This window comes from Lysobacter sp. N42 (genome assembly GCF_004344885.1).
In genome coordinates, this window is sequence record NZ_SKFB01000049.1 from 1 (window position 1) to 19,659 (window position 19,659).

At 71.0% G+C, this 19,659-nt stretch carries 14 protein-coding genes; 10 read left to right on the top strand and 4 right to left on the bottom strand.

Annotation, left to right across the window (positions count from 1 at the left end):
• Positions 1–104 precede the first annotated feature (104 nt).
• Both rimI and EYQ95_RS23770 read left to right on the top strand, forming a co-directional pair.
• Complete coding sequence (gene rimI, locus EYQ95_RS23765; protein WP_132331279.1) at positions 105–587, top strand: ribosomal protein S18-alanine N-acetyltransferase; 483 nt, start codon at positions 105–107, stop codon at positions 585–587.
• A gap of 43 nt (positions 588–630) precedes the next feature.
• Positions 631–1,038, top strand: a complete 408-nt coding sequence (locus tag EYQ95_RS23770) for a hypothetical protein (RefSeq protein ID WP_132331281.1) — start codon at positions 631–633, stop codon at positions 1,036–1,038.
• Between the two features lie 6 nt (positions 1,039–1,044).
• On the opposite strand, the gene EYQ95_RS23775 is transcribed toward EYQ95_RS23770, so the two are convergent.
• The 3 genes from EYQ95_RS23775 to EYQ95_RS23785 all read right to left on the bottom strand — a co-directional run bounded on the left by EYQ95_RS23775 (position 1,045) and on the right by EYQ95_RS23785 (position 6,069).
• Complete coding sequence (locus tag EYQ95_RS23775; RefSeq protein ID WP_132331283.1) at positions 1,045–3,897, bottom strand: valine--tRNA ligase; 2,853 nt, start codon at positions 3,895–3,897, stop codon at positions 1,045–1,047.
• Positions 3,898–4,023: 126 nt separating this feature from the next.
• Complete coding sequence (locus EYQ95_RS23780) at positions 4,024–4,446, bottom strand: DNA polymerase III subunit chi (protein WP_132331285.1); 423 nt, start codon at positions 4,444–4,446, stop codon at positions 4,024–4,026.
• Between the two features lie 138 nt (positions 4,447–4,584).
• A complete protein-coding gene (locus EYQ95_RS23785; protein WP_132331287.1) occupies positions 4,585–6,069 on the bottom strand; it encodes a leucyl aminopeptidase in 1,485 nt (494 codons plus the stop codon).
• Between the two features lie 167 nt (positions 6,070–6,236).
• Here EYQ95_RS23785 and lptF point away from each other — a divergent pair, with 167 nt between their 5' ends.
• On the top strand, positions 6,237–7,328 hold the full coding sequence (gene lptF, locus EYQ95_RS23790; protein WP_132331289.1) for an LPS export ABC transporter permease LptF: 1,092 nt from the start codon (positions 6,237–6,239) through the stop codon (positions 7,326–7,328).
• Positions 7,325–8,428 carry an LPS export ABC transporter permease LptG gene (gene lptG, locus EYQ95_RS23795; RefSeq protein WP_132331291.1) on the top strand — a complete coding sequence of 368 codons (1,104 nt, stop codon included), beginning with the start codon at positions 7,325–7,327 and terminating at the stop codon, positions 8,426–8,428. The genes lptF and lptG overlap by 4 nt, the downstream gene beginning before the upstream one ends.
• Positions 8,429–8,623: 195 nt before the next feature.
• Here the strand turns inward: lptG and EYQ95_RS23800 are convergent, their stop codons facing one another.
• Positions 8,624–9,082, bottom strand: coding sequence for an RDD family protein (locus EYQ95_RS23800; RefSeq protein WP_132331293.1), 459 nt, complete (start codon positions 9,080–9,082; stop codon positions 8,624–8,626).
• A 29-nt stretch (positions 9,083–9,111) separates the two neighbouring features.
• On the opposite strand from EYQ95_RS23800, the gene xerD reads away from it, so the two are divergent.
• The 6 genes from xerD to EYQ95_RS23830 all read left to right on the top strand — a co-directional run bounded on the left by xerD (position 9,112) and on the right by EYQ95_RS23830 (position 19,509).
• A complete protein-coding gene (gene xerD, locus EYQ95_RS23805; protein ID WP_132331295.1) occupies positions 9,112–10,089 on the top strand; it encodes a site-specific tyrosine recombinase XerD in 978 nt (325 codons plus the stop codon).
• A 632-nt stretch (positions 10,090–10,721) separates the two neighbouring features.
• On the top strand, positions 10,722–11,570 hold the full coding sequence (locus EYQ95_RS23810) for a DsbC family protein (protein ID WP_132331297.1): 849 nt from the start codon (positions 10,722–10,724) through the stop codon (positions 11,568–11,570).
• Positions 11,571–11,648: 78 nt separating this feature from the next.
• Complete coding sequence (gene purL / locus EYQ95_RS23815) at positions 11,649–15,593, top strand: phosphoribosylformylglycinamidine synthase (protein ID WP_132331299.1); 3,945 nt, start codon at positions 11,649–11,651, stop codon at positions 15,591–15,593.
• Positions 15,594–16,100: 507 nt separating this feature from the next.
• Entirely contained in the window at positions 16,101–17,804 is a 1,704-nt protein-coding gene (gspE, locus tag EYQ95_RS23820) for a type II secretion system ATPase GspE (RefSeq protein WP_132331305.1), read from the top strand.
• A gap of 102 nt (positions 17,805–17,906) precedes the next feature.
• Positions 17,907–18,284: a GIY-YIG nuclease family protein gene (locus EYQ95_RS23825; RefSeq protein WP_132331301.1), complete on the top strand. Its 378-nt coding sequence runs from the start codon at positions 17,907–17,909 to the stop codon at positions 18,282–18,284.
• Positions 18,285–18,291: 7 nt separating this feature from the next.
• Positions 18,292–19,509 carry a type II secretion system F family protein gene (locus EYQ95_RS23830; protein WP_132331303.1) on the top strand — a complete coding sequence of 406 codons (1,218 nt, stop codon included), beginning with the start codon at positions 18,292–18,294 and terminating at the stop codon, positions 19,507–19,509.
• Positions 19,510–19,659: the final 150 nt, after the last annotated feature.

Genomic DNA, 19,659 nt, shown 5'->3' on the forward strand with positions numbered 1-19,659 from the left:
GTCGACCTGGCGCCGCTGCTCGCCCTGCATCCGCCGCGTGACCCGGCGTCCCGGCGCGCCCTCTGGCGCGCGCTCAGGCCCCTGCGCAAGGCGGCGCGCACGCGATGAACGCCGCGCTGCAGGCCGGTCGCGACGCCGCCGCGCTGCGGCCCATGCGCGAGGCCGATGTCGAGGCGGTGCACGACGTCGAACGCCGCGCCTACGAGTTCCCCTGGACCGCGGGCATCTTCCGCGACTGCCTGCGCGCGGACTACATGGCCTGGCTGCTCGAGCGCGACGGCGCGGTCATCGGCTACTTCCTGATGAGCCTCGCCGCCGGCGAGGCGCACGTGCTCAACATCGCGGTGGCGCCGGAGCACCAGGGCCACGGCCACGGCCGCCGCATGCTGCGCTCGCTGGTGCACCTGGCCCGCGCCCGCGGGGCGCAGCGCATCTTCCTCGAGGTGCGGCCGTCCAATACGGGCGCGATCGCGCTCTACCACCAGGAAGGCTTCAACGAGATCGGGCGCCGGCCCCGCTACTACCCCGCGCGCGACGGGCGCGAGGACGCGATCGTCATGGCGATGGAACTGCTCGCCGAACCATAGGTCCACGCAGGGAGCTCCTATGCGGAACGCAACGGGATGGCTGTTGGCGACGATCATGCTGCCGGTGCCGGTGCTTCTGGAGACGCCGCCCTGCACGCACGCAAAGCTGGGCTCGGCCGAAGTGGAGATCGGGCGCAAGGTCAGCGCGATCACCGACGACAGCCGCGTGCCCGTGGTCAAGGTCTCGGCCGCGCTGGACAAGCTCGCGGCGGAGGCATCCGCAGGCGGGGCGAACGCGGTGGTGTTGCGTTCGCACCAGGGCGTGTACTTCACCCATAACGGGCGGCGCAGTTCAGGTCCGGTCTACATCCGCCTCGTGGGCGCGCTGGTCCGGTTGCCCGAGGACACCGCCCCCTGCCGGCTGGTGCACGTGGACGCGGACGAGATCGAGCGACGCATGCGCTCGCGTCGCCCGCAGGAAGCGAGCTATTCCGACGCCTACGCGCGGTAGCGGCCTTCAGCCCAGCTTCGCCCGCTGCACCGCCAGCGCCTCGCGCTGCGTGGTCCAGTCCGCCAGGCGGCGCCGCTCCTGCTCGACGACCGCGGCCGGCGCGTTGGCCACGAAGGTCTCGCTGGCGAGCTTGCCCTGCGACTTGGCGATCTCGCCGTCCACGCGCCTGAGTTCCTTGTCCAGGCGCGCGCGCTCGGCGCCCAGGTCGACCAGGCCTTCCAGCGGCACCAGCAGCTTGAGCTCGCCCACCACGCCCGCGGCACAGGCCGGCGCGGCGTCGGCATCGTCGAGCACGTCGATCGAGTCGAGCTTGCAGAGAAAGCGCAGCTGCGAATGAAAGCGCGCGGTGCGCTCGCGGTCGGCGGCATCGCCCCCGGCCACCAGCAGCGGCACCTGCCGGGACGGAGCGACGTTGAGCTCGCTGCGGATGCGGCGCACCGAGGAGATCACCGCCTTGAGCCATTCCACCGCAGCCTCGGCCTGCGCGTCGCTGGCGGGCAGTTCCGCCGCGGTCGGGTAGGGGCGCAGCATGATCGTCGTCTCGGCCACGCCCAGCTTCGGGGCGACCGCCTGCCACAGCTCCTCGGTCACGAACGGGATCAGCGGATGCAGCAGGGAAAGCAGGCGCTCGAGCACGAACAGCAGGGTGTGGCGCGTGCTGTCGGCGGCCGCCGCGTCGTCGCCGTTGAGCGCCGGCTTGGCGAGCTCGACGAACCAGTCGCAGAACTGGTTCCAGGCGAACTCGTACAGCGCCTGGGCGAGCAGGTCGAAGCGGTAGTCGGCGAAGTGCTGCTCGGCCTCGGCGGCCACGCGCGCAAGCTGGGCGAGGATCCAGCGCTCGGCATCGGTCGAGGGCGTGGGCGCGCCCGAGGCGGTGTAACCGTCCGTGTTCATCAGCACGAAGCGCGTGGCGTTCCACAGCTTGTTGCAGAAGTTCTTGTAGCCTTCCGCACGGCCGAGGTCGAACTTGATGTCGCGGCCGTGGGTGGCCAGCGCGCAGATGGTGAAGCGCAGCGCGTCGGCGCCGAAGGCGGGGATGCCGTTGGGGAACTCCCTGCGCGTGGCCTTCTCGATCTTCTCGGCCATCTTCGGCTGCATCAGGCCCGACGTGCGTTTGGCGACGAGGTCGTCGAGCGAGATGCCGTCGATGAGGTCCAGCGGGTCGAGGATGTTGCCCTTGGACTTGCTCATCTTCTGGCCCTGCGCATCGCGCACGAGGCCAGTGATGTAGACGTCCTTGAACGGTACTTCGCCGGTGAAGTGGTCGGTCATCATGATCATCCGGGCGACCCAGAAGAAGATGATGTCGAAGCCGGTGACGAGCACGCTGGACGGCACGTAGCGCTCGAAGCCGCGCTCGGCCATGAGCTGCTCGTTCGGCCAGCCCTGCGTGCTGAAGGGCCAGAGCGCGGAGGAGAACCAGGTCTCCAGCACGTCGGCGTCCTGCGTCAGGGCGACGTCGCTGCCGAGCCCGTGCGCGGCACGCACGGCGTCCTCGCTGCGGCCGACGTAGACGCGGCCGGCCGCGTCGTACCAGGCGGGGATGCGATGGCCCCACCAGAGCTGGCGCGAGATGCACCAGTCCTGGATGTTCTCCATCCAGTGGCGGTAGGTGTTGATCCAATTCGAAGGGACGAACTTCACGGCCCCGGATTCCGCCAACGCGAGACCCTTCGCGCCCAGCGTTTCCATGCGCACGAACCACTGGTCCGTCAGGTACGGCTCGATCACCTGGCCCGTGCGGTCGCCGCGCGGCACCTGCAGCTTGTGCGCCTTGGTCTCGACCAGCAGGCCCTGCGCTTCCAGGTCGGCGAGCACCGCCTTGCGCGCATCGAAACGATCGAGGCCGCGGTAGGCCTGCGGGACGCCTGCCGCGTCGGCGGGCGCGCCGTCGATCACCTTCGCATCGGGCGCGAAGATGTTGATGAGCGGCAGCGAATGGCGCTGGCCGACGGCGTAGTCGTTGAAATCATGCGCGGGCGTGACCTTCACCACGCCGGTGCCGAAGGCGCGGTCGACGTAGTCGTCGGTGATCACCGGGATGCGGCGGCCGGTCACCGGCAGCTCCACGGCCTTGCCGTGAAGCGCGGCATAGCGCTCGTCGTCGGGGTGCACCATCACCGCGGTGTCGCCGAGCATCGTCTCCGGGCGCGTGGTGGCCACCACCAGGTAGTCGCGCGTCTCGCGCAGTACCTCGTTGCCGTCGGCGTCGCGTTCGACGTGCTCGTACGTGGCGCCACCGGCGAGCGGATAGCGGATCGACCAGAGGAAACCGTCCTCTTCCTCGTTGACCACTTCGAGGTCGGAGATCGCGGTCCTGAGTACCGGGTCCCAATTGACCAGGCGCTGGCCGCGGTAGATCAGGCCCTCCTCGAACAGGCGCACGAAGGCCTCGCGCACGGCGTCGGCGGCCATGGGATCCATGGTGAAGACGCTGCGCGTCCAGTCGCCGGACGTGCCCAGCCGACGCATCTGCCGCTCGATCGTGTCGCCCGACTGCTGCTTCCACTCCCAGACCTTGGCGACGAAGCGCTCGCGACCCAGCGAGTCGCGCGTCTCGCCCCGGCCCTCCAACGCGAGGTTGCGCGAGACCACCATCTCGGTGGCGATGCCGGCGTGGTCGGTGCCCATCTGCCAGAGCACGTCGAAGCCGCACATGCGCTTGTAGCGGATCAGCGCGTCCTGCAGCGTGTGCTGGAACGCATGGCCCATGTGCAGCGTGCCGGTGACGTTCGGCGGGGGCAGCAGGATGGTGTAGGGCTCGCCGCTGCCACGCGGCTTGAACACGCCGCTTGCCTCCCATTGCTGGTACAGGCGCGTCTCGAACTGGGTGGGGTCGAAGCCGGGGGCGAGGGTCATGGGGCGGGATTCGGGATTCGGGATTGGGGGTTCGCAGGGGTGGCGCGGGCTTCTGCACTGGCCGGAACAGGACCGTGGTGCGGGCTGCTTTCCAATCCCGAATCCCGGATCCCGAATCCCGGCTTCTCACATGTCGTGCTTCTTCAGCTCCAGCCCGCGCGCCTGGTACTGCTTCCAGCGCTCGCGCAGCGGGCCGCGGGCGGATTCGTCGGCGGGCACGACCTCGAGCACGCGGTCGAAGGCGCCTTCGACCGCCGCGTCGCGCAGGTTGATCACCAGCGGGCGCAGGGCGACGTCGGCTTCGGGTGGCGCGATCAGCACCTCCGCTTCCTCCTCGTCCTCGTCCAGCCCGATGATCTGGTGCGGGATGAAGACGTCGTCGCCCATGTCCCAGAGCAGGTCGTCCAGCGCCTCGGCCTGCCCGGCCGAGCGCGCCAGCACGAGCGTGGGCAGGCCGGCGTTGAACGCCTTCTTCACCAGCTCGCAGACCAGCCGCAGCGGCTCTTCGCGGAACCGCGGCGTGGTGATCAGGTAGAAGTCGGCGCGCATGAGAGCCGGGATTCGTGATTCGGGATTCGGGATTCGCAGGAGCGGTTCACGACGATTGTGCCGCGCGGGCGACGTGATGGACGGAGTCCGGGAGCGGCAGGTCGCGGCATGCCGCGTCCGCCAATCCCGGATCCCGAATCACGACTCCCGGCTCCTATCCATCAGCCACTGCGACAGCAGGCCGACCGGGCGGCCGGTGGCCATGCCGCGCTTGCCCTCGTCGTTGGCCACGCCGGCGATGTCCAGGTGCGCCCAGCGCTGCCCTTCCGTGAAGCGCGCGAGGAAGCAGCCCGCGGTGATCGCGCCGGCCCAGCGGCCGCCGATGTTGTAGACGTCGGCGAAGGTGGACTCGAGCTGGGTCTGGTACTCGTCCCAGAGCGGCAGCGGCCAGGCGCGGTCGAAGACCTCCTCGCCGGCCTTGACCAGCTCGGCCGAGAGGTCCTCGTGCTTGCTCATCAGGCCGGTGGCGTACTTGCCCAGCGCGATCACGCAGGCGCCGGTGAGCGTGGCCACGTCGACCAGCGCGGCCGGCTCGAAGCGCTGCGCGTAGGTGAGGGCGTCGCAGAGGATCAGGCGGCCTTCGGCGTCGGTATTGCCGACCTCGATCGTCTTGCCCGACATCGAGGTGATGACGTCGGAAGGGCGGTAGGAATTGCCGTCGGGCATGTTCTCGACCGCCGGCACGATCACGGTGAGGTTGACCGGCAGCTTCATGCCGACGGCGGCCACGAACGTGCCCATGACGGTGGCCGCGCCGCACATGTCGTACTTCATTTCCTCGACGCCGCCCTGCACCTTGAGGTTGATGCCGCCGGTGTCGAAGGTGATGCCCTTGCCCACGAGCACGTACGGCCTGGCGTCGCCGGCGCCGCGGTAGTGCAGCACCACGAGCTTCGGGGGATTGGCCGAGCCGCGCGCGACCGAGAGCAGCGAGCCCATGCCGAGCTGCTCCATCTGCTCGCGGTCCAGCACCTCGCAGGAGCATTCGGCGAAGCGCGCGGCGAATTCCTGCGCCTGCTGGCCGAGGTAGGTCGGGTTGCAGATGTTGGGCGGCAGGTTGCCGAGCTCGCGGGCGAACTGCACGCCCGCGGCGATGGCCTGGCCCTGCGCCAGCGCCTGCGCGTCGTCGCCGGCGACCGACAGGCGGGCAAGGCCCGGCTCGATCTTGGCCTTGGACTTCTCGCCCAGGGTGGCGGTGTAGCGGTAGCAGGCGTGGTCGGTGGCGATCACGGCCTGGCGGATCGCCCAGCCCGCATCGCGGCCGTTCACCGGCACCTGCGGCAGGGTGGTCAGCGCATGCGCCACCGGTCCGGCCTTGAGCGCGCGGGCGGCGTCGCCCACGGCCTTGATGTACTGCGGCACGCCGAACTTGGCCTGCTCGCCCAGCCCCACCACCAGCACGCGCGGGGCCGCGATCCCGTCGAGGTCGTGCAGCATCGCGACCTTGCCGGTCTTGCCCGAGACGTCGCCGCGTTCGACCAGCGCCGCGATGCGACCGCCGGCCGCTTCATCCAGTGCCGACGCCGGGGCCGTCAGGGTCTTGTCGGCAAACACGCCGACGATGACGCAGTCGGCCGCCACCGAGGCGGGCGAGGCGGAGTTCAAGTCGAATTCAAGGGCCATCCAGCAGGTTCCCGGCGAAAAGTCATCGAAATGGATTTACGTACAATCGCCGGCCTTGAGGGCCGAGGTCCCGGGCGGACGTGCCCGGAAAACTCATTCCCGCGGCGCCCGATGCGGGCGGCGGCCGGGCCGTTGAACGAGCCACGAGTCTAAAGCAGCGCCCGAGAATGCTGAAATTCGACCGTTATCTGCTGTCCGAATTCGTGCAGGCCACGTTCGCCACCACGCTGGTGCTGATGATCGTGGTCTTCGGCGCGGCCTTCGCGCGCGTCCTGGCCGACATCGCCGAGGGCCGGGTGCCGGTGGACATGCTGCTGCCGCAGCTGGGCCTTCTGTTCGTGAACTGGCTGCCGATCATCCTGCCCCTGGCGCTGATGATCGGGCTCATGCTCGCCGTCGGCCGGCTCTACCGCGACTCGGAGATGCCGGTGATCCAGTCCGTGGGCGTGGGGCCAAGGCGCATGCTGCGCCCGCTGCTCGCCCTGGTGCTGCCGGTGATCACGGTGGTCGCGCTGTGCTCGCTGTGGCTGGCGCCGGCGGCCGAGCGCTCGGCAAAGCGCATGGTCAGCGAGGCCAGCCGCAACCTGCTGGTGGCCGGGCTGGAGCCGGGCCGTTTCACCCCGATCGCCAATGGCGGCGTGGTCTTCGTGGGCCGGATCTCCGGCGACGGCAGCCGCTTCGAGCGCATCTTCATCTACCGCCAGAAGGGCGACCGGCTGGACGTCACCACCTCCAACCGCGGCCACCTGGAAGTGGACGACAAGGGCCAGCGTTTCCTCGTGCTCGAGGACGGTTTCGAGGTGGAAGGCCCGCGCGAGGGCGCCTCGCGTGATTACCGCCTGATGCGCTATCGCCGCAACGAGGCGCAGATGCCGGCCACCGAGCGCCGGTTCGATCCCAACGATCCGGAACTGATGCCCACCACCGCCCTCCTGGCCGACCCGCGCCGCGAGGCCAAGGCGCAGCTGCACTGGCGCGTCGCGCCGCCGCTGCTGGCGCTCGCCTTCGCGCTGCTGGCGGTGCCGCTGGCGCGCAGTTCGCCGCGCCAGGCGCGCTACGGCCGGGTGACGCTCGGCGTGCTGGCCTACCTCGTGAGCTTCCAGCTTCTGCTGCTGGGCACGCGCTGGCTCGAGATCGGGCGGATGCCGGCCTCGGCGGGCCTGTGGTGGCTGGTGCTGCCCCTGCTGGCGCTCGCCGCCTGGCTGTACTTGGGCGATGGCCGCATGCGCCGGCCGCGGGCGGTGGGGGCGGCGCGATGAGGCCCTTCCCGAAGCTGCACGACCTCTACATCGCCCGCAGCGTGCTGGGTACGGTGCTGCTGACCTGGTTCGTGCTCGTCGGCCTGGACCTGGTGATCGCGCTGTTCGACCAGTTCGGCGACGTGGGCAAGGGCGACTACGGCTTCGGCCGCGCGCTGGCGCACGTGGCCTACACCACGCCGCGCCGCGGCTACGAGCTGTTCCCGACCGCCGCGGTGATCGGTGCGCTGATGGCGCTGGGCCAGCTGGCGACGTCGTCCGAACTGACCGCGCTGCGCGCGCTCGGCCTCTCGCGCCGGCGCCTGACGCTGAGCGTGGCCGGCGCGATCGCCGTGCTCACCGCGGCGATGGTCTTCAGCGGTGAGACCCTCGGCCCCTGGGGCGAGCGCCAGGCGAACGTGCTCAAGCAGACCTCCACGTCGGGCGACACGGTGGTGGCGCGCTATTCGGGCCTGTGGGCGCGCGAGGGCGACGTCATCCTCAACGCGCAGGGCGGGCACGAGCGCGAGTCCGACGATGGCCAGCGCTGGCTGGAGCTGCGCGACGTGCGCCTGTACGAATTCGAGGAAGACGGGCGGCTGAAGTCCATCGCGCAGGCGCGCGTGGCCGAGCACCGCCCGGGCGCCTGGACGCTGCGGGACGTCACCCGCACGCAGTTCGCGGCCAAATCGGTCACGCGCGTGCAGGTGCCGGAGGAACGCTGGGCCTCGAAGCTCGACACCACCGCGCTCACCGCCGACCTCGATCGCCCCCGCTACCTGACCTCGCACGAGCTGCGCGCGGCGATCGACTACCGCGAGCGCAACGGCCTCGATGCCAGCCAGTTCGAGGAGCACTACTGGGGCCGCTGGTTCTACCCGCTCAACGTGCTGGCGCTGGTCCTGGCGGCGGCGCCGTTCGCCTTCGGCACGTTGCGCAGCGGCGGCCTGGGGCGGCGCCTGTTCATCGGCGTGGTGTTCGCGCTGGGCTTCCGCCTGGTGCAGGTGCAGTTCGTGCAGCTGGCCAACGTCTTCGACCTCGACTACCGCGTGGCCTACCTCGTGCCGATCCTGGTGATGGTGGCCGTGTCGGTGGCGCTGTTCCGCAGGCGCTCGGGCTAGGACGGGCCGACGTCACCCGCAGCCGTCATGATCGCGGAGGCCGGCGCTCGTGGGCCGCGGCCGCGTCCGAGCCCGAGCCTCGCCGGGTGCGGTCCGCGACGCGACCCCTCTCCCGTGCGGGGCGGCTCGGCGAAGCATCCGCGTTCCGCGTTCCGCATTCCGCATCGCCGTCGCGACGTCGCCTCGACTGCGCGCTCAGGCGCGCTTCGGGTCGCGCACGAGGCGCGTACCGCTCACGCGGTCGTGCCAGGTCAGGCGGTCGCGGTCGAACAGGGCCCACCAGAAACCCGCGCCGGCCGCGAGCAGCGAGAGCGTTCCCGCGGCGTAGCGGCGCACGAGCGCGCGCGTGCTCGCATTGCCGCCGTCCGGCCCTACCACGCGCAGGCGCCATGGGCGCATGCCCAGCGTCTGGCCGCCGCGTCGCCAGCTGACGACGGCATAGGCACCCGCCACGAGCCAGCATGCGATCCACAGCAGCCAGCCCAACAGGGTGAACGGCGCCACGTACTCGCGCGCGTCGTGCCCGGCGAACGTGTAGGCGAGGTTGAACGCCGCGGAGACGAGCATCCACAGCGCGGCCACCGGCCAGAAGTCGTAGAACAGCGCGAGCAGGCGCCAGCCGACGTGGGCGCGCGGTACGGGTGTCGATGCCATCGCGAAAGCATAGTGGCTAAGCTCGCCGCATGAGTTCCGATACTCCCCCGCGCCGCGTGGGCCAGGGCGTCGCGGAGCGCCGCATGGCCGCGCGTCGGCTGCCCGTGCTGCCGCCCGGCGAGGCACGGCTGATCGACCGCTTCCTGGACGCGGTCTGGGCCGAGACGGGCCTGTCGCCGGCCAGCCGCGAGAGCTACCGCCGCGACCTCGCCGGCTTCTCGCGCTGGAGCGCGCGCGAGGGCGCGCTGCTCGCCGCGGGCTCGGCCGAGCTCTCCGCCTATCTCGCCTGGCGCGCGCGAAGCGGTTACTCGCCGCGCAGCAACGCCCGCCTGCTGTCGGCCCTGCGCGGGTTCTACGCCTGGGCGGTGCGCCAGCACCTGCGCGCGGATGATCCCGGCACGCTGCTGGCCTCGCCCACGCTGCCGCGGCTGCTGCCCAAGGCGCTGACGGAAAGCCAGGTCGCCGCCCTGGTTTCCGCGCCCGACGTGGGCACGCCGGATGGCCTGCGCGACCGCGCCATGCTCGAGCTGATGTACGCCACCGGCCTGCGCGTGAGCGAACTGGTGGAGCTGCCCGCCCAGGCGGTGAACCTGCGCCAGGGCGCGTTGCGCGTGACGGGCAAGGGCAGCCGCGAACGCCTGGTGCCCATGGGCGAGGAAGCGCAGCACTGGATCGAGCGCTACGTCGCCCAGGCGCGCCCGCTGCTGGCGGGGAAGGGGCGCACGCCGGCCACCCTGTTCGTGGCCGCCGGCGGCGAGCCGCTCACGCGCCAGCAGTTCTGGGCGACGGTCAAGCGCATGGCCGCGCGGGCCGGCATCGACCCCGCGCGCATCAGCCCCCACGGCCTGCGCCACAGCTTCGCGACCCACCTGCTCAACCACGGCGCCGACCTGCGCGCGCTGCAGATGCTGCTCGGCCACGGGTCGCTGTCGACCACCCAGATCTACACGCTGGTGGCGCGCGAGAAGCTCAAGCAGCTCCACCGGATGCACCATCCGAGGGGGTGACTTGCCGCGCTTGCGATGCCACTGACGTGGCATCGCGCGGCAAGTCACGACCGGCCATGGATGGCCGGGCCCGAGTCTCCGAAGCCGAATTGCTGCGCCATGGACGGCAGCGGGTGCGCCCGGGTGGGCTTATGGCGCGGCAAGTCACGACCGGCCCAGATGCCCGGGCCGAGCCTCCGAAGCCGAATTGCTGCGCCACGGACGGCAGCGGGTGGGATCCGGGTGGCCTCGTCGCGCGCCACGTCACGACCGGCGCGTGGATGCCCGGCCCGCGGCATCCGAAGCCGGATTGCTGCCGGCCGGACGTCAGCGCAGGGATCGCGTTGTCCTCCCGCGCGGCAGGTCGCGGCGGGGCACGGATGGCCGGGCCGTGGTCGGAAACCACATTGCCGACGACAACGGGCGGCAGACTGCGTTCCGAACCATCGCGCCGTGGCGCCACTGTCCGCCCCGCGATGCAAGGCGATGGCTACGCCACCGCGAGGGCGAAGGCGATGCAGCATCCCGCCGCGACATGCGCCGCGGACGCGTGCCCGCTGAACGCCCGGCCCCCGCAGCGGGGAGGCGACGCCGGCCGCATGCCACAATCGCCCTCCAGCCGCTGCGCGGCCCGTCGCCTCCCGGATGCCTGCATGAAGTCCCTTCTGTTCGTCGCCCTCGGTGCCTTGAGTCTCTCCGCCTGCGCGCAGTCGCCCGCGCCACAGGCCGGCGAAAACAAGGCGGTCTCCGCACCTGCCCGGCCCGCGGCGGTGCAGGCAAAAGCGGGCACGCCCGATGCACGCGCGGTGGAGGCCGTCCGCGCACTGAGCCCGCAGTCGGTGGTCGAGCAGGTGCGCGCCGCACCGCTGCCGGGCTTCCGCGAGGTCGTGGTGGGCGGGCAGATCGCCTACGTCAGTGACGACGGTCGCTACCTGTTCCTGCCCGGGCAGGGCGGGGCCCTGTTCGACACCAGCACGCAGAGCAACCTCACCGAGGCCTCGCTCGCCACGCAGCGCAAGCGCCTGCTGGAAACGGTGCCGACCTCCGAGCGCATCGTCTTCGCGCCGCCCAACCCCAAGTACCGCGTGGCCGTGTTCACCGACGTGAGCTGCGGCTATTGCCAGAAGCTGCACAGCGAGATCGCCGACTACAACGGCCAGGGCATCACGATCGAATACCTGGCGTTCCCGCGCGCGGGCCTGGGCAGCCCGGACTACCGGACGATGGTTTCGGTCTGGTGCTCGCCGGACCGCCGCAAGGCGCTGACCGACGCCAAGAACGGCCGCCCCGTTCCGCCGCGCACGTGCAAGACCACGATCAACCAGCAGTACGACGTCGGCCAGCGTGCCGGCCTGACGGGCACGCCGATGATCGTGGCCGAGGACGGCACGCAGATCGGCGGTTACGTGCCCGCCGCGCGCCTGCGCCAGATCCTGGACGAGCTGGCCGCCCGTGGCACTTCGGCCGCGCCGCAGGAGCCTGCGGCGCCCGCTGCCGGCTGAGCCGTCGCCGGGCGCCGGCCGGTCCGGGGCCGGCACCCGGTACAATGAAGGGCCCTGCCGTCGCACGGTCCTTCGGACATGATCGTCCTCGAGGGCGCTCCCGCCCTGTCGCCGTTCCGCCTCGAGCGGCTCCAAGCTCGCCTCCGCGCCCTCCACCCCCACGTCCGCATCACCGGAACCCGGCATACCTACTGGGTGCTGCCGGAGCCGGGCGCCGTGCCCGATCCGGCGAAGCTGGGCCAGATCCTGGAAGCCGGCGATACCTTCGCCGACCGCGCCGCGGGCGACGTCTCGCGCTACGTGACCCCGCGCCTGGGCACCCGCTCGCCGTGGTCGAGCAAGGCCACCGAGCTTCTGCGAGGCGCGGGCCTGCCGGTGCAGCGCGTGGAGCGCGGCATGCGCGTCGACATCGAAGGCTGGCCGGCCGACGCCATGTCGCAGGGCCAGCTGGCGAAGCTGCTGCACGATCCGATGACGCAGTCGCTGCTGGAGGCGCGCGAGGACGCCATCGCGCTGTTCGAGGCGCCATCGCGCGGCGACCTGGAGCGCATCGACCTGGCCGACCTCGAGAACGCCAACCTGCGGCTGGGCCTGGCACTGGCCGACGACGAGATCGCCTACCTGCGCGAGCGCTACGCCGCGCTCGGCCGCGCGCCCGCCGACGTCGAGCTGATGATGTTCGCGCAGGCCAATTCCGAGCACTGCCGGCACAAGATCTTCAATGCCAGCTGGACGATCGACGGTGTCGACGCGCCGAAGTCGCTGTTCGGCATGATCCGCCACACGCATGCCACCACGCCGCAGTACACGCTGAGTGCCTACAGCGACAACGCAGCCGTGGTGGAAGGCTACCGCGCCAGCCGCTTCCGTCCCTCCGGCCCGGGCTTCGTCTACCGCAGCGAACCCGAAGCCGAGTCGGCCTTCTGCATCAAGGTCGAGACGCACAACCACCCCACCGCGATCTCGCCCTTCCCGGGCGCGTCCACCGGCGCCGGCGGCGAGATCCGCGACGAGGGCGCGACCGGCCGGGGCGGCAAGCCGAAGGCGGGCCTGGCCGGCTTCTCGGTCTCGCACCTGCGCATCCCGACGCTGCCGCAGCCCTGGGAAGGCGAGCGCGCGCTCAATCCGCGCATGGCGCCGGCGCTTGAGATCATGCTCGACGGGCCGATCGGCGCCGCCGCGTTCAACAACGAGTTCGGCCGCCCGAACCTGCTCGGCTACTTCCGCAGCTTCGAGCTGCCGGAAGGCCGCGTGGGCGACACCGTGCTCACCCGCGCCTACGACAAGCCGATCATGCTCGCCGGCGGCCTGGGCGCCATCGACCGCATCCAGGTGCAGAAGCACGGCCTGCGCCCCGGCGATGCGATCGTCGTCCTCGGCGGGCCGGCGATGCTCATCGGCCTGGGCGGCGGCGCGGCGAGCTCGGTGGCGAGCGGCGAGAGCCAGGAAGCGCTCGATTTCGCCAGCGTGCAGCGCGACAACCCGGAGATGGAGCGCCGCTGCCAGGAAGTGATCGACCGCTGCGTCGCCCTCGGCGAACTCAACCCGATCGCGACCATCCACGACGTGGGCGCAGGCGGCCTGTCGAACGCGATCCCGGAGCTGCTGCACGACTCCGGCCTCGGAGGCGTGATCGACCTCGACCGCGTGCCCTCGGACGATCCCTCGCTCTCGCCCATGCAGCTGTGGTGCAACGAGTCGCAGGAGCGCTACGTGCTCGGCCTGCCCCCGGAGCGCGTGGAGGAGTTCGCCGCGATCTGCGAGCGCGAGCGCTGCCCGTTCGCGGTGGTCGGCCATGCCACCGCCGAGGAGCGCCTGGTGGTCGGCCACGGCGCGACGGTGGAAAGTGTCTACGCCGCGCCTGCCGAATCCCGAATCCCGAATCCCGAATCCCCGCCGCACGCCATCGACATCCCCATGGACGTGCTCTTCGGCAAACCGCCGAAGATGCATCGCGACGCCGCGCACCCACCGGCACCGAAGTGGCCGGCGCTCAGGTGGAACGGGCTGGACCTGCGCGAGGCCGCGCGGCGCGTGCTGGCGCATCCGACCGTCGCCTCCAAGAGCTTCCTCGTCACCATCGGCGACCGCAGCGTCGGCGGCCTGACCGCGCGCGACCAGATGGTCGGCCCGTGGCAGCTGCCGGTCGCCGACTGCGCGATCACCTTCAGCGGCTTCGACACGCACGCCGGCGAGGCGATGGCCATCGGCGAGCGCACCCCGCTCGCGCTGCTCGACTCGGCCGCCGCCGCCCGCATGGCGGTGGGCGAGGCGATCACCAACCTCTGCGCCGCGCCCGTCGAAGCGCTCGAGCGCGTCAAGCTCTCGGCGAACTGGATGGCGGCGGCCGGCCACCCCGGCGAGGACGCCCTGCTGTTCGACGCGGTGAAGGCGATCGCCATGGAGATGTGCCCGGCGATGCAGCTGGCGATCCCGGTCGGCAAGGACTCGCTGTCCATGCAGGCGCAGTGGCAGGCCGACGGCGCGCCGCAGAAGTCGGTCTCGCCCGTGTCGCTGATCGTGAGCGCGTTCGCGCCGGTGGCCGACGTGCGCGCGCAGCTCACCCCGCTGCTCGATCGCGAGGTCGACAGCGACCTGTGGCTGATCGGCCTCGGCGGCGGCAAGCAGCGCCTGGGCGGCTCGGTGCTCGCGCAGTGCCATCCCGAGGCGGGCGGCGACGGCGCGATGCCGGCGTTCGGCGGGCCCGTTCCGGACGTCGACGACCCGCAGCGCCTGTGCGACTTCTTCGAGCTGATGCGCGCCGCGCGCACCGCGGGCCTGGTGCGCGCCTACCACGACCGCTCCGACGGCGGTGCCTTCGCCGCGCTCTGCGAGATGGCGTTCTGCTCGCGCACGGGCCTGGAGATCTCGCTCGATGCCTGGGGCGAGGATCCGTTCCGTGCGCTGTTCAACGAAGAGCTCGGCGCGATCGTGCAGGTCGCCGTCGAGGATCGCGCGGAGTTCGCCGACCTCGTCGCCGAGCATGGCCTGATCGATTGCGCCCAGCGCATCGCGCGCCCGGTCGCGCAGCCGCAGGTGCGCGTGCGGCGGGACGGCGAGACCATCGCCGAGTGGCGCTGGCAGGAGCTCTTCGACGCGTGGTGGTCGGTATCGCATGCCATGCAGCGCCTGCGCGACAACCCGGACTGCGCGGACGAGGAGCGCGCGATCGCGCGTGATTTCGACGCGCCGGGCCTGGTGCCGCAGCTCACGTTCGATCCCTCCGACGACGTCGCCGCGCCTTACGTGAACGCCGGCGCGCGGCCGAAGGTCGCGATCCTGCGCGAGCAGGGCGTCAACGGCCAGATCGAAATGGCCTGGGCCTTCGACCGTGCCGGCTTCACCGCCGTCGACGTGCACATGAGCGACCTCATCGCCGGTCGCGTCGACCTCGCGGAGTTCGCCGGCCTGGCCGCCTGCGGCGGCTTCAGCTATGGCGACGTGCTGGGCGCCGGCCGCGGCTGGGCGACCAGCGCGCTGGAGCGCGCGACCGTGCGCGTGGCCTTCGAGGCCTTCTTCCGGCGCGAGGACACGTTCGCGCTGGGTGTCTGCAACGGCTGCCAGATGATGGCGTCGATGGCCCCGGTGATCCCCGGCGCCGAGCACTTCCCGCGCCTGCTGCGCAACCGCAGCGAGCAGTTCGAGGCGCGCCTGGGGCTGCTGCAGATCACCGAATCGCCTTCGATCTTCCTGCGGGGCATGGAGGGCTCGCGCATCCCGGTCGCGGTGGCGCATGGCGAGGGACGCGTGCACTTCGACGACCCCGCCGCACGCATCGCCATCGCGGTATCGGCACGCTACGTCGACGGCCGCGGCGAGCAGGCCTCGACCTATCCGCTCAACCCGAACGGTTCGACCGACGCCATCGCCGGCTTCACCAGCCAGGACGGCCGCGTCACCCTGCTCATGCCGCATCCCGAGCGCACGCTGCGCACGGCGAACCTGAGCTGGGCCCCCCGCGACTGGCCGGCCGACTCGCCCTGGCTGCGGATGTTCCGCAACGCGCGCGCCTGGGTGGGCTGAGGCGGCCCGGCCACGGGTGGACGCCGATGGACACGGATGGATTTCGTGTCGGGGCGTTCACCCGCGGCGCCGGCTCGGCGCAGGCTTCGGTGGTCGGCGCCGGGTTGCATGACCGCGCCATCCAACGCGCATTGCCCGGGCGCGGAGCGATGCACGTAGCGGCAGCCCGCCGCGTCCCCGATCCGTGTTCATCCGTGTGCATCCGTGGCTGAGCCCGGCATCCGGTCGCCGGGACGCTGTCCGGGCCAGGAGCGAACCCATGCGCGCGGCCGTCGGGTTTCCCCCTTGGCGAGTGACGCGGCGCAGGCTCGAGTAGCCGGCGCCGGGCCGCATTGCCGCGTCGTTGAGATGCGTCGCCGGATCAGGGCGCGATGCCTATGGCAGCCGTTCGCGACGCATCCGGTCCGTGTCCATCCGCGGCTCAACCGTGCGTCCACCGCCTCGCAACCCGCCTGCTAGAGTCGCGCCTCTGGCCAGGAGGTGCGCGTGAACGCGGTTGTCGACTCCATCGGGGAATCGGTCGGCGGTGATCCCGTCGAGGCGCGCATCGTCGCGCTGCTGATCGAGCGTGGCCGGCTCAAGGACGCCGACCTGGCACGCGCCCGCCGGCTCGAGGCCGAGACCGGCGGCCCGCTGCTGGCGCTGCTCGGCCGGCTGGGGCTGGTCTCCGAGCGCGACCATGCCGAGGCCGTCGCCAGCGTGCTCGACCTGCCGCTGGTATCGACCAAGGACCTGCCCGACCTGCCGCCGGAGAACGTCGCGCTGTCGCCGAAGTTCATGCGGCAGTTCCATCTCTGCCCCATCCGCGAGACCGACACCGCCGTCGACGTGCTGATGGCCGACCCGCAGGACGCCTACCAGCTCGATGCATTGCGCCTGGCGATCGCGCGTCCGCTCAATCCGCAGGTGGCCCTGCGTTCGGAGATCGACGCGCTGATCGAGCGCTGGCATGGCCAGGGCCGCAGCGCGATGGGCGCGATCGTCGACACGGCCGATGGCGAGGGCGGCGAGCTCGACGACGTCGAGCACCTGCGCGACCTCGCCTCCGAGGCACCGGTGATCCGGCTGGTGAACCTCATCATCCAGCGCGCGGTGGAGTTGCGCGCCTCCGACATCCACATCGAGCCCTTCGAGAACCAGCTCAAGGTGCGCTACCGCGTCGACGGTGTGCTGCACGAGGGCGAGAGCCCGCCGGCCAACCTCACCGCGGCGGTGATCAGCCGCATCAAGATCATGGCGCGGCTGAACATCGCCGAGCGGCGCCTGCCGCAGGACGGGCGCATCCAGATGCGCGTGCAAGGTCGCGAGCTCGACCTGCGCGTGAGCACCGTGCCGACGGCGCATGGCGAGAGCGTGGTGATGCGACTGCTCGATCGCGAGAGCGTGGTGCTGAGCTTCGAGAAGCTCGGCTTCACGCCCGAGTTCCTGCCGCAGTTCCAGAAGGTGCTCGACCTTCCGCACGGCATCCTGCTGGTCACCGGCCCGACCGGCTCGGGCAAGACGACCACGCTGTACACGGCGCTGTCCAAGCTCAACACGCCGGACGTCAAGATCATCACGGTGGAAGATCCGGTCGAATACCAGATCGAGGGCATCAACCAGATCCAGGCCAAGCCCGCGATCGGGCTGGACTTCGCCAACGCGCTGCGTTCGATCGTGCGCCAGGACCCGGACATCATCATGATCGGCGAGATGCGCGACCTGGAAACCGCGCGCATCGCCATCCAGTCCGCGCTCACCGGCCACCTGGTGCTGTCGACGCTGCATACGAACAATGCGGCGGGCGGCATCACGCGACTGCTGGACATGGGCGTCGAGGACTACCTGCTGACCTCGACCATCAACGGCATCCTCGCCCAGCGCCTGGTGCGCAGGCTCGAGCCCACGCATGCTGAGCGTTACCTCGCGCTGCCGGAGGAGATCGAGAAGTTCGGCCTGCGCCGGCTGCAGCCCGAGGGCGACATCTACCTCTACCGCCCGAAGCCGTCGGCGATCGCGCCCAGCGGCTATCTCGGCCGCACGACCATCATGGAATTCCTGGTCATGAACGACGAGCTGCGCCGCGCGGTGATGCGCCATGCCGGCATGGGCGAGATCGAGCGCATCGCGCGCGACGGCGGGATGCGCACCATGTACGAGGACGGCATCGCCAAGGCGCTGGCGGGGCTGACGACGATCGAGGAGGTGTTGCGGGTGACGGAGGAGGCCTGAGTCCGGTCCCGCGGGTTGACGGGCCGTGCTCCTGTCGTTGCCGTCTTTCCCGCGAACGCGGGAACCCATGGACGTTGCATCACTGCCGACACGGAGGAATCGATGGAACGGACTCCCTGCGTCTACATGCTCGCGAGCGGCCGCAATGGCACGCTCTACATTGGCGTGACGAGTGACCTCGTGCGCCGCATCTGGGAGCATCGCGAGCACCTCGTCCCCGGGTTTACGGCGAAGTACGGGGTCGCCCGGCTCGTGTGGTACGAGCAGCATGACGCCATGGACGAAGCGATCGCACGGGAGAAGCGTCTGAAGAAGTGGCGACGCGCATGGAAGCTCGAGCTTATCGACGGCTTCAACCCGTCCTGGCGCGACCTCTGGCACGACGTCATCGGCGAGCACCCGAAGGCCACGTCCATGGATTCCCGCGTTCGCGGGAATGACGGCTCGAGGGTCGCGACTGCCGGCGCGCCGTCGGCATAATCGGCCCATGCCCCTCTACCGCTACAAAGCCCTCAACCCCCGCGGCGAGATGCTCGACGGCCAGATGGAAGCCGCGAGCGTCGAGGAGGTCGTGCAGCGGCTGCAGGGGCAGGGGCATCTGCCGGTCGAGGCGCGGCCGGCGAGCGAAGGCGGCGGTCCGGCGCTCTGGAAGGGGCTGCTCAAGCCCAAGCCTTTCGCGGGCCCGCGCCTGGTGCAGTTCACCCAGCAGCTCGCCACGCTGCTTGGCGCCGGCCAGCCCCTGGACCGCGCGCTGTCGATCCTGCTCGAACTTCCCGATGACGAGGCCGCGCGCCGTACCGTCGCCGACATCCGCGAGGCCGTGCGCGGCGGCGCCTCGCTGTCGACCGCACTGGACCGGCAGCACGGCACCTTCTCGCGGCTGTACGTGAACATGGTCCGCGCGGGCGAGGCCGGCGGAAACCTGCACGAGACGCTGGCGCGGCTGGCCGATTACCTCGAGCGCGCCCGCGCGTTGCAGGCGCGCGTGGTCAATGCGCTGATCTACCCGGCGATCCTGCTGGTCATGGTCACGCTGAGCCTGCTCTTCCTGCTGGGGTACGTGGTCCCCCAGTTCGCGCAGATGTACGAAAGCCTGGGCGCGGAGCTGCCCGTGTTCACGCAGGTGATCCTGGCCCTGGGCAACTTCGTGCGCGACTTCTGGATCGTGCTGGTCGCCCTGCCGGCGCTGGCCACGTGGTGGGTCGAGCGCAAGCGTCGCGATCCCGCCTTCCGGCTCGCCTTCGATGCCTGGCTGCTGCGACGCCGGTTCGCCGGCATGCTGGTGGCGCGCATGGAAGTGGCGCGGCTGGCACGCACGCTGGGCACGCTGGTGCGCAATGGCGTGCCGCTGATCACCGCGCTGGGCATCGGTCGCAACGTGCTGGGCAACCGCATGCTGGCCGACGACGCGGAGAAGGCCGCCGACGAGGTGAAGAACGGCGTCGCGCTGTCCACGGCGCTGGGCCGCGGCAAGCGCTTTCCCCGCCTGGCGCTGCAGATGATCCAGGTAGGCGAGGAATCCGGCGCGCTGGACTCGATGCTCATCCGCACCGCCGAGACCTTCGAGCAGGAAACCTCGAACGCGCTCGACCGCATGCTCGCCGCGCTGGTGCCCATCGTCACGATGGTGCTGGCCTTCGTGATCGGCATCGTCATCCTGGGCATCCTCATGCCCATGTACGAGCTGACGGGGCAGATTGGGTGAGGATGGCCTGCTTGCGCGGCACTGCCGCGCAGGCCATCCGAACGCCCGGCGCGCTGCGCCGGGCCGGACGCGCCACCCCACGCGCCGCGCCTGTACCTGACGCCGCGCGTGCTGCCGCGCGGGCACTGCGAACGCCCCGCGCGCTGCGCC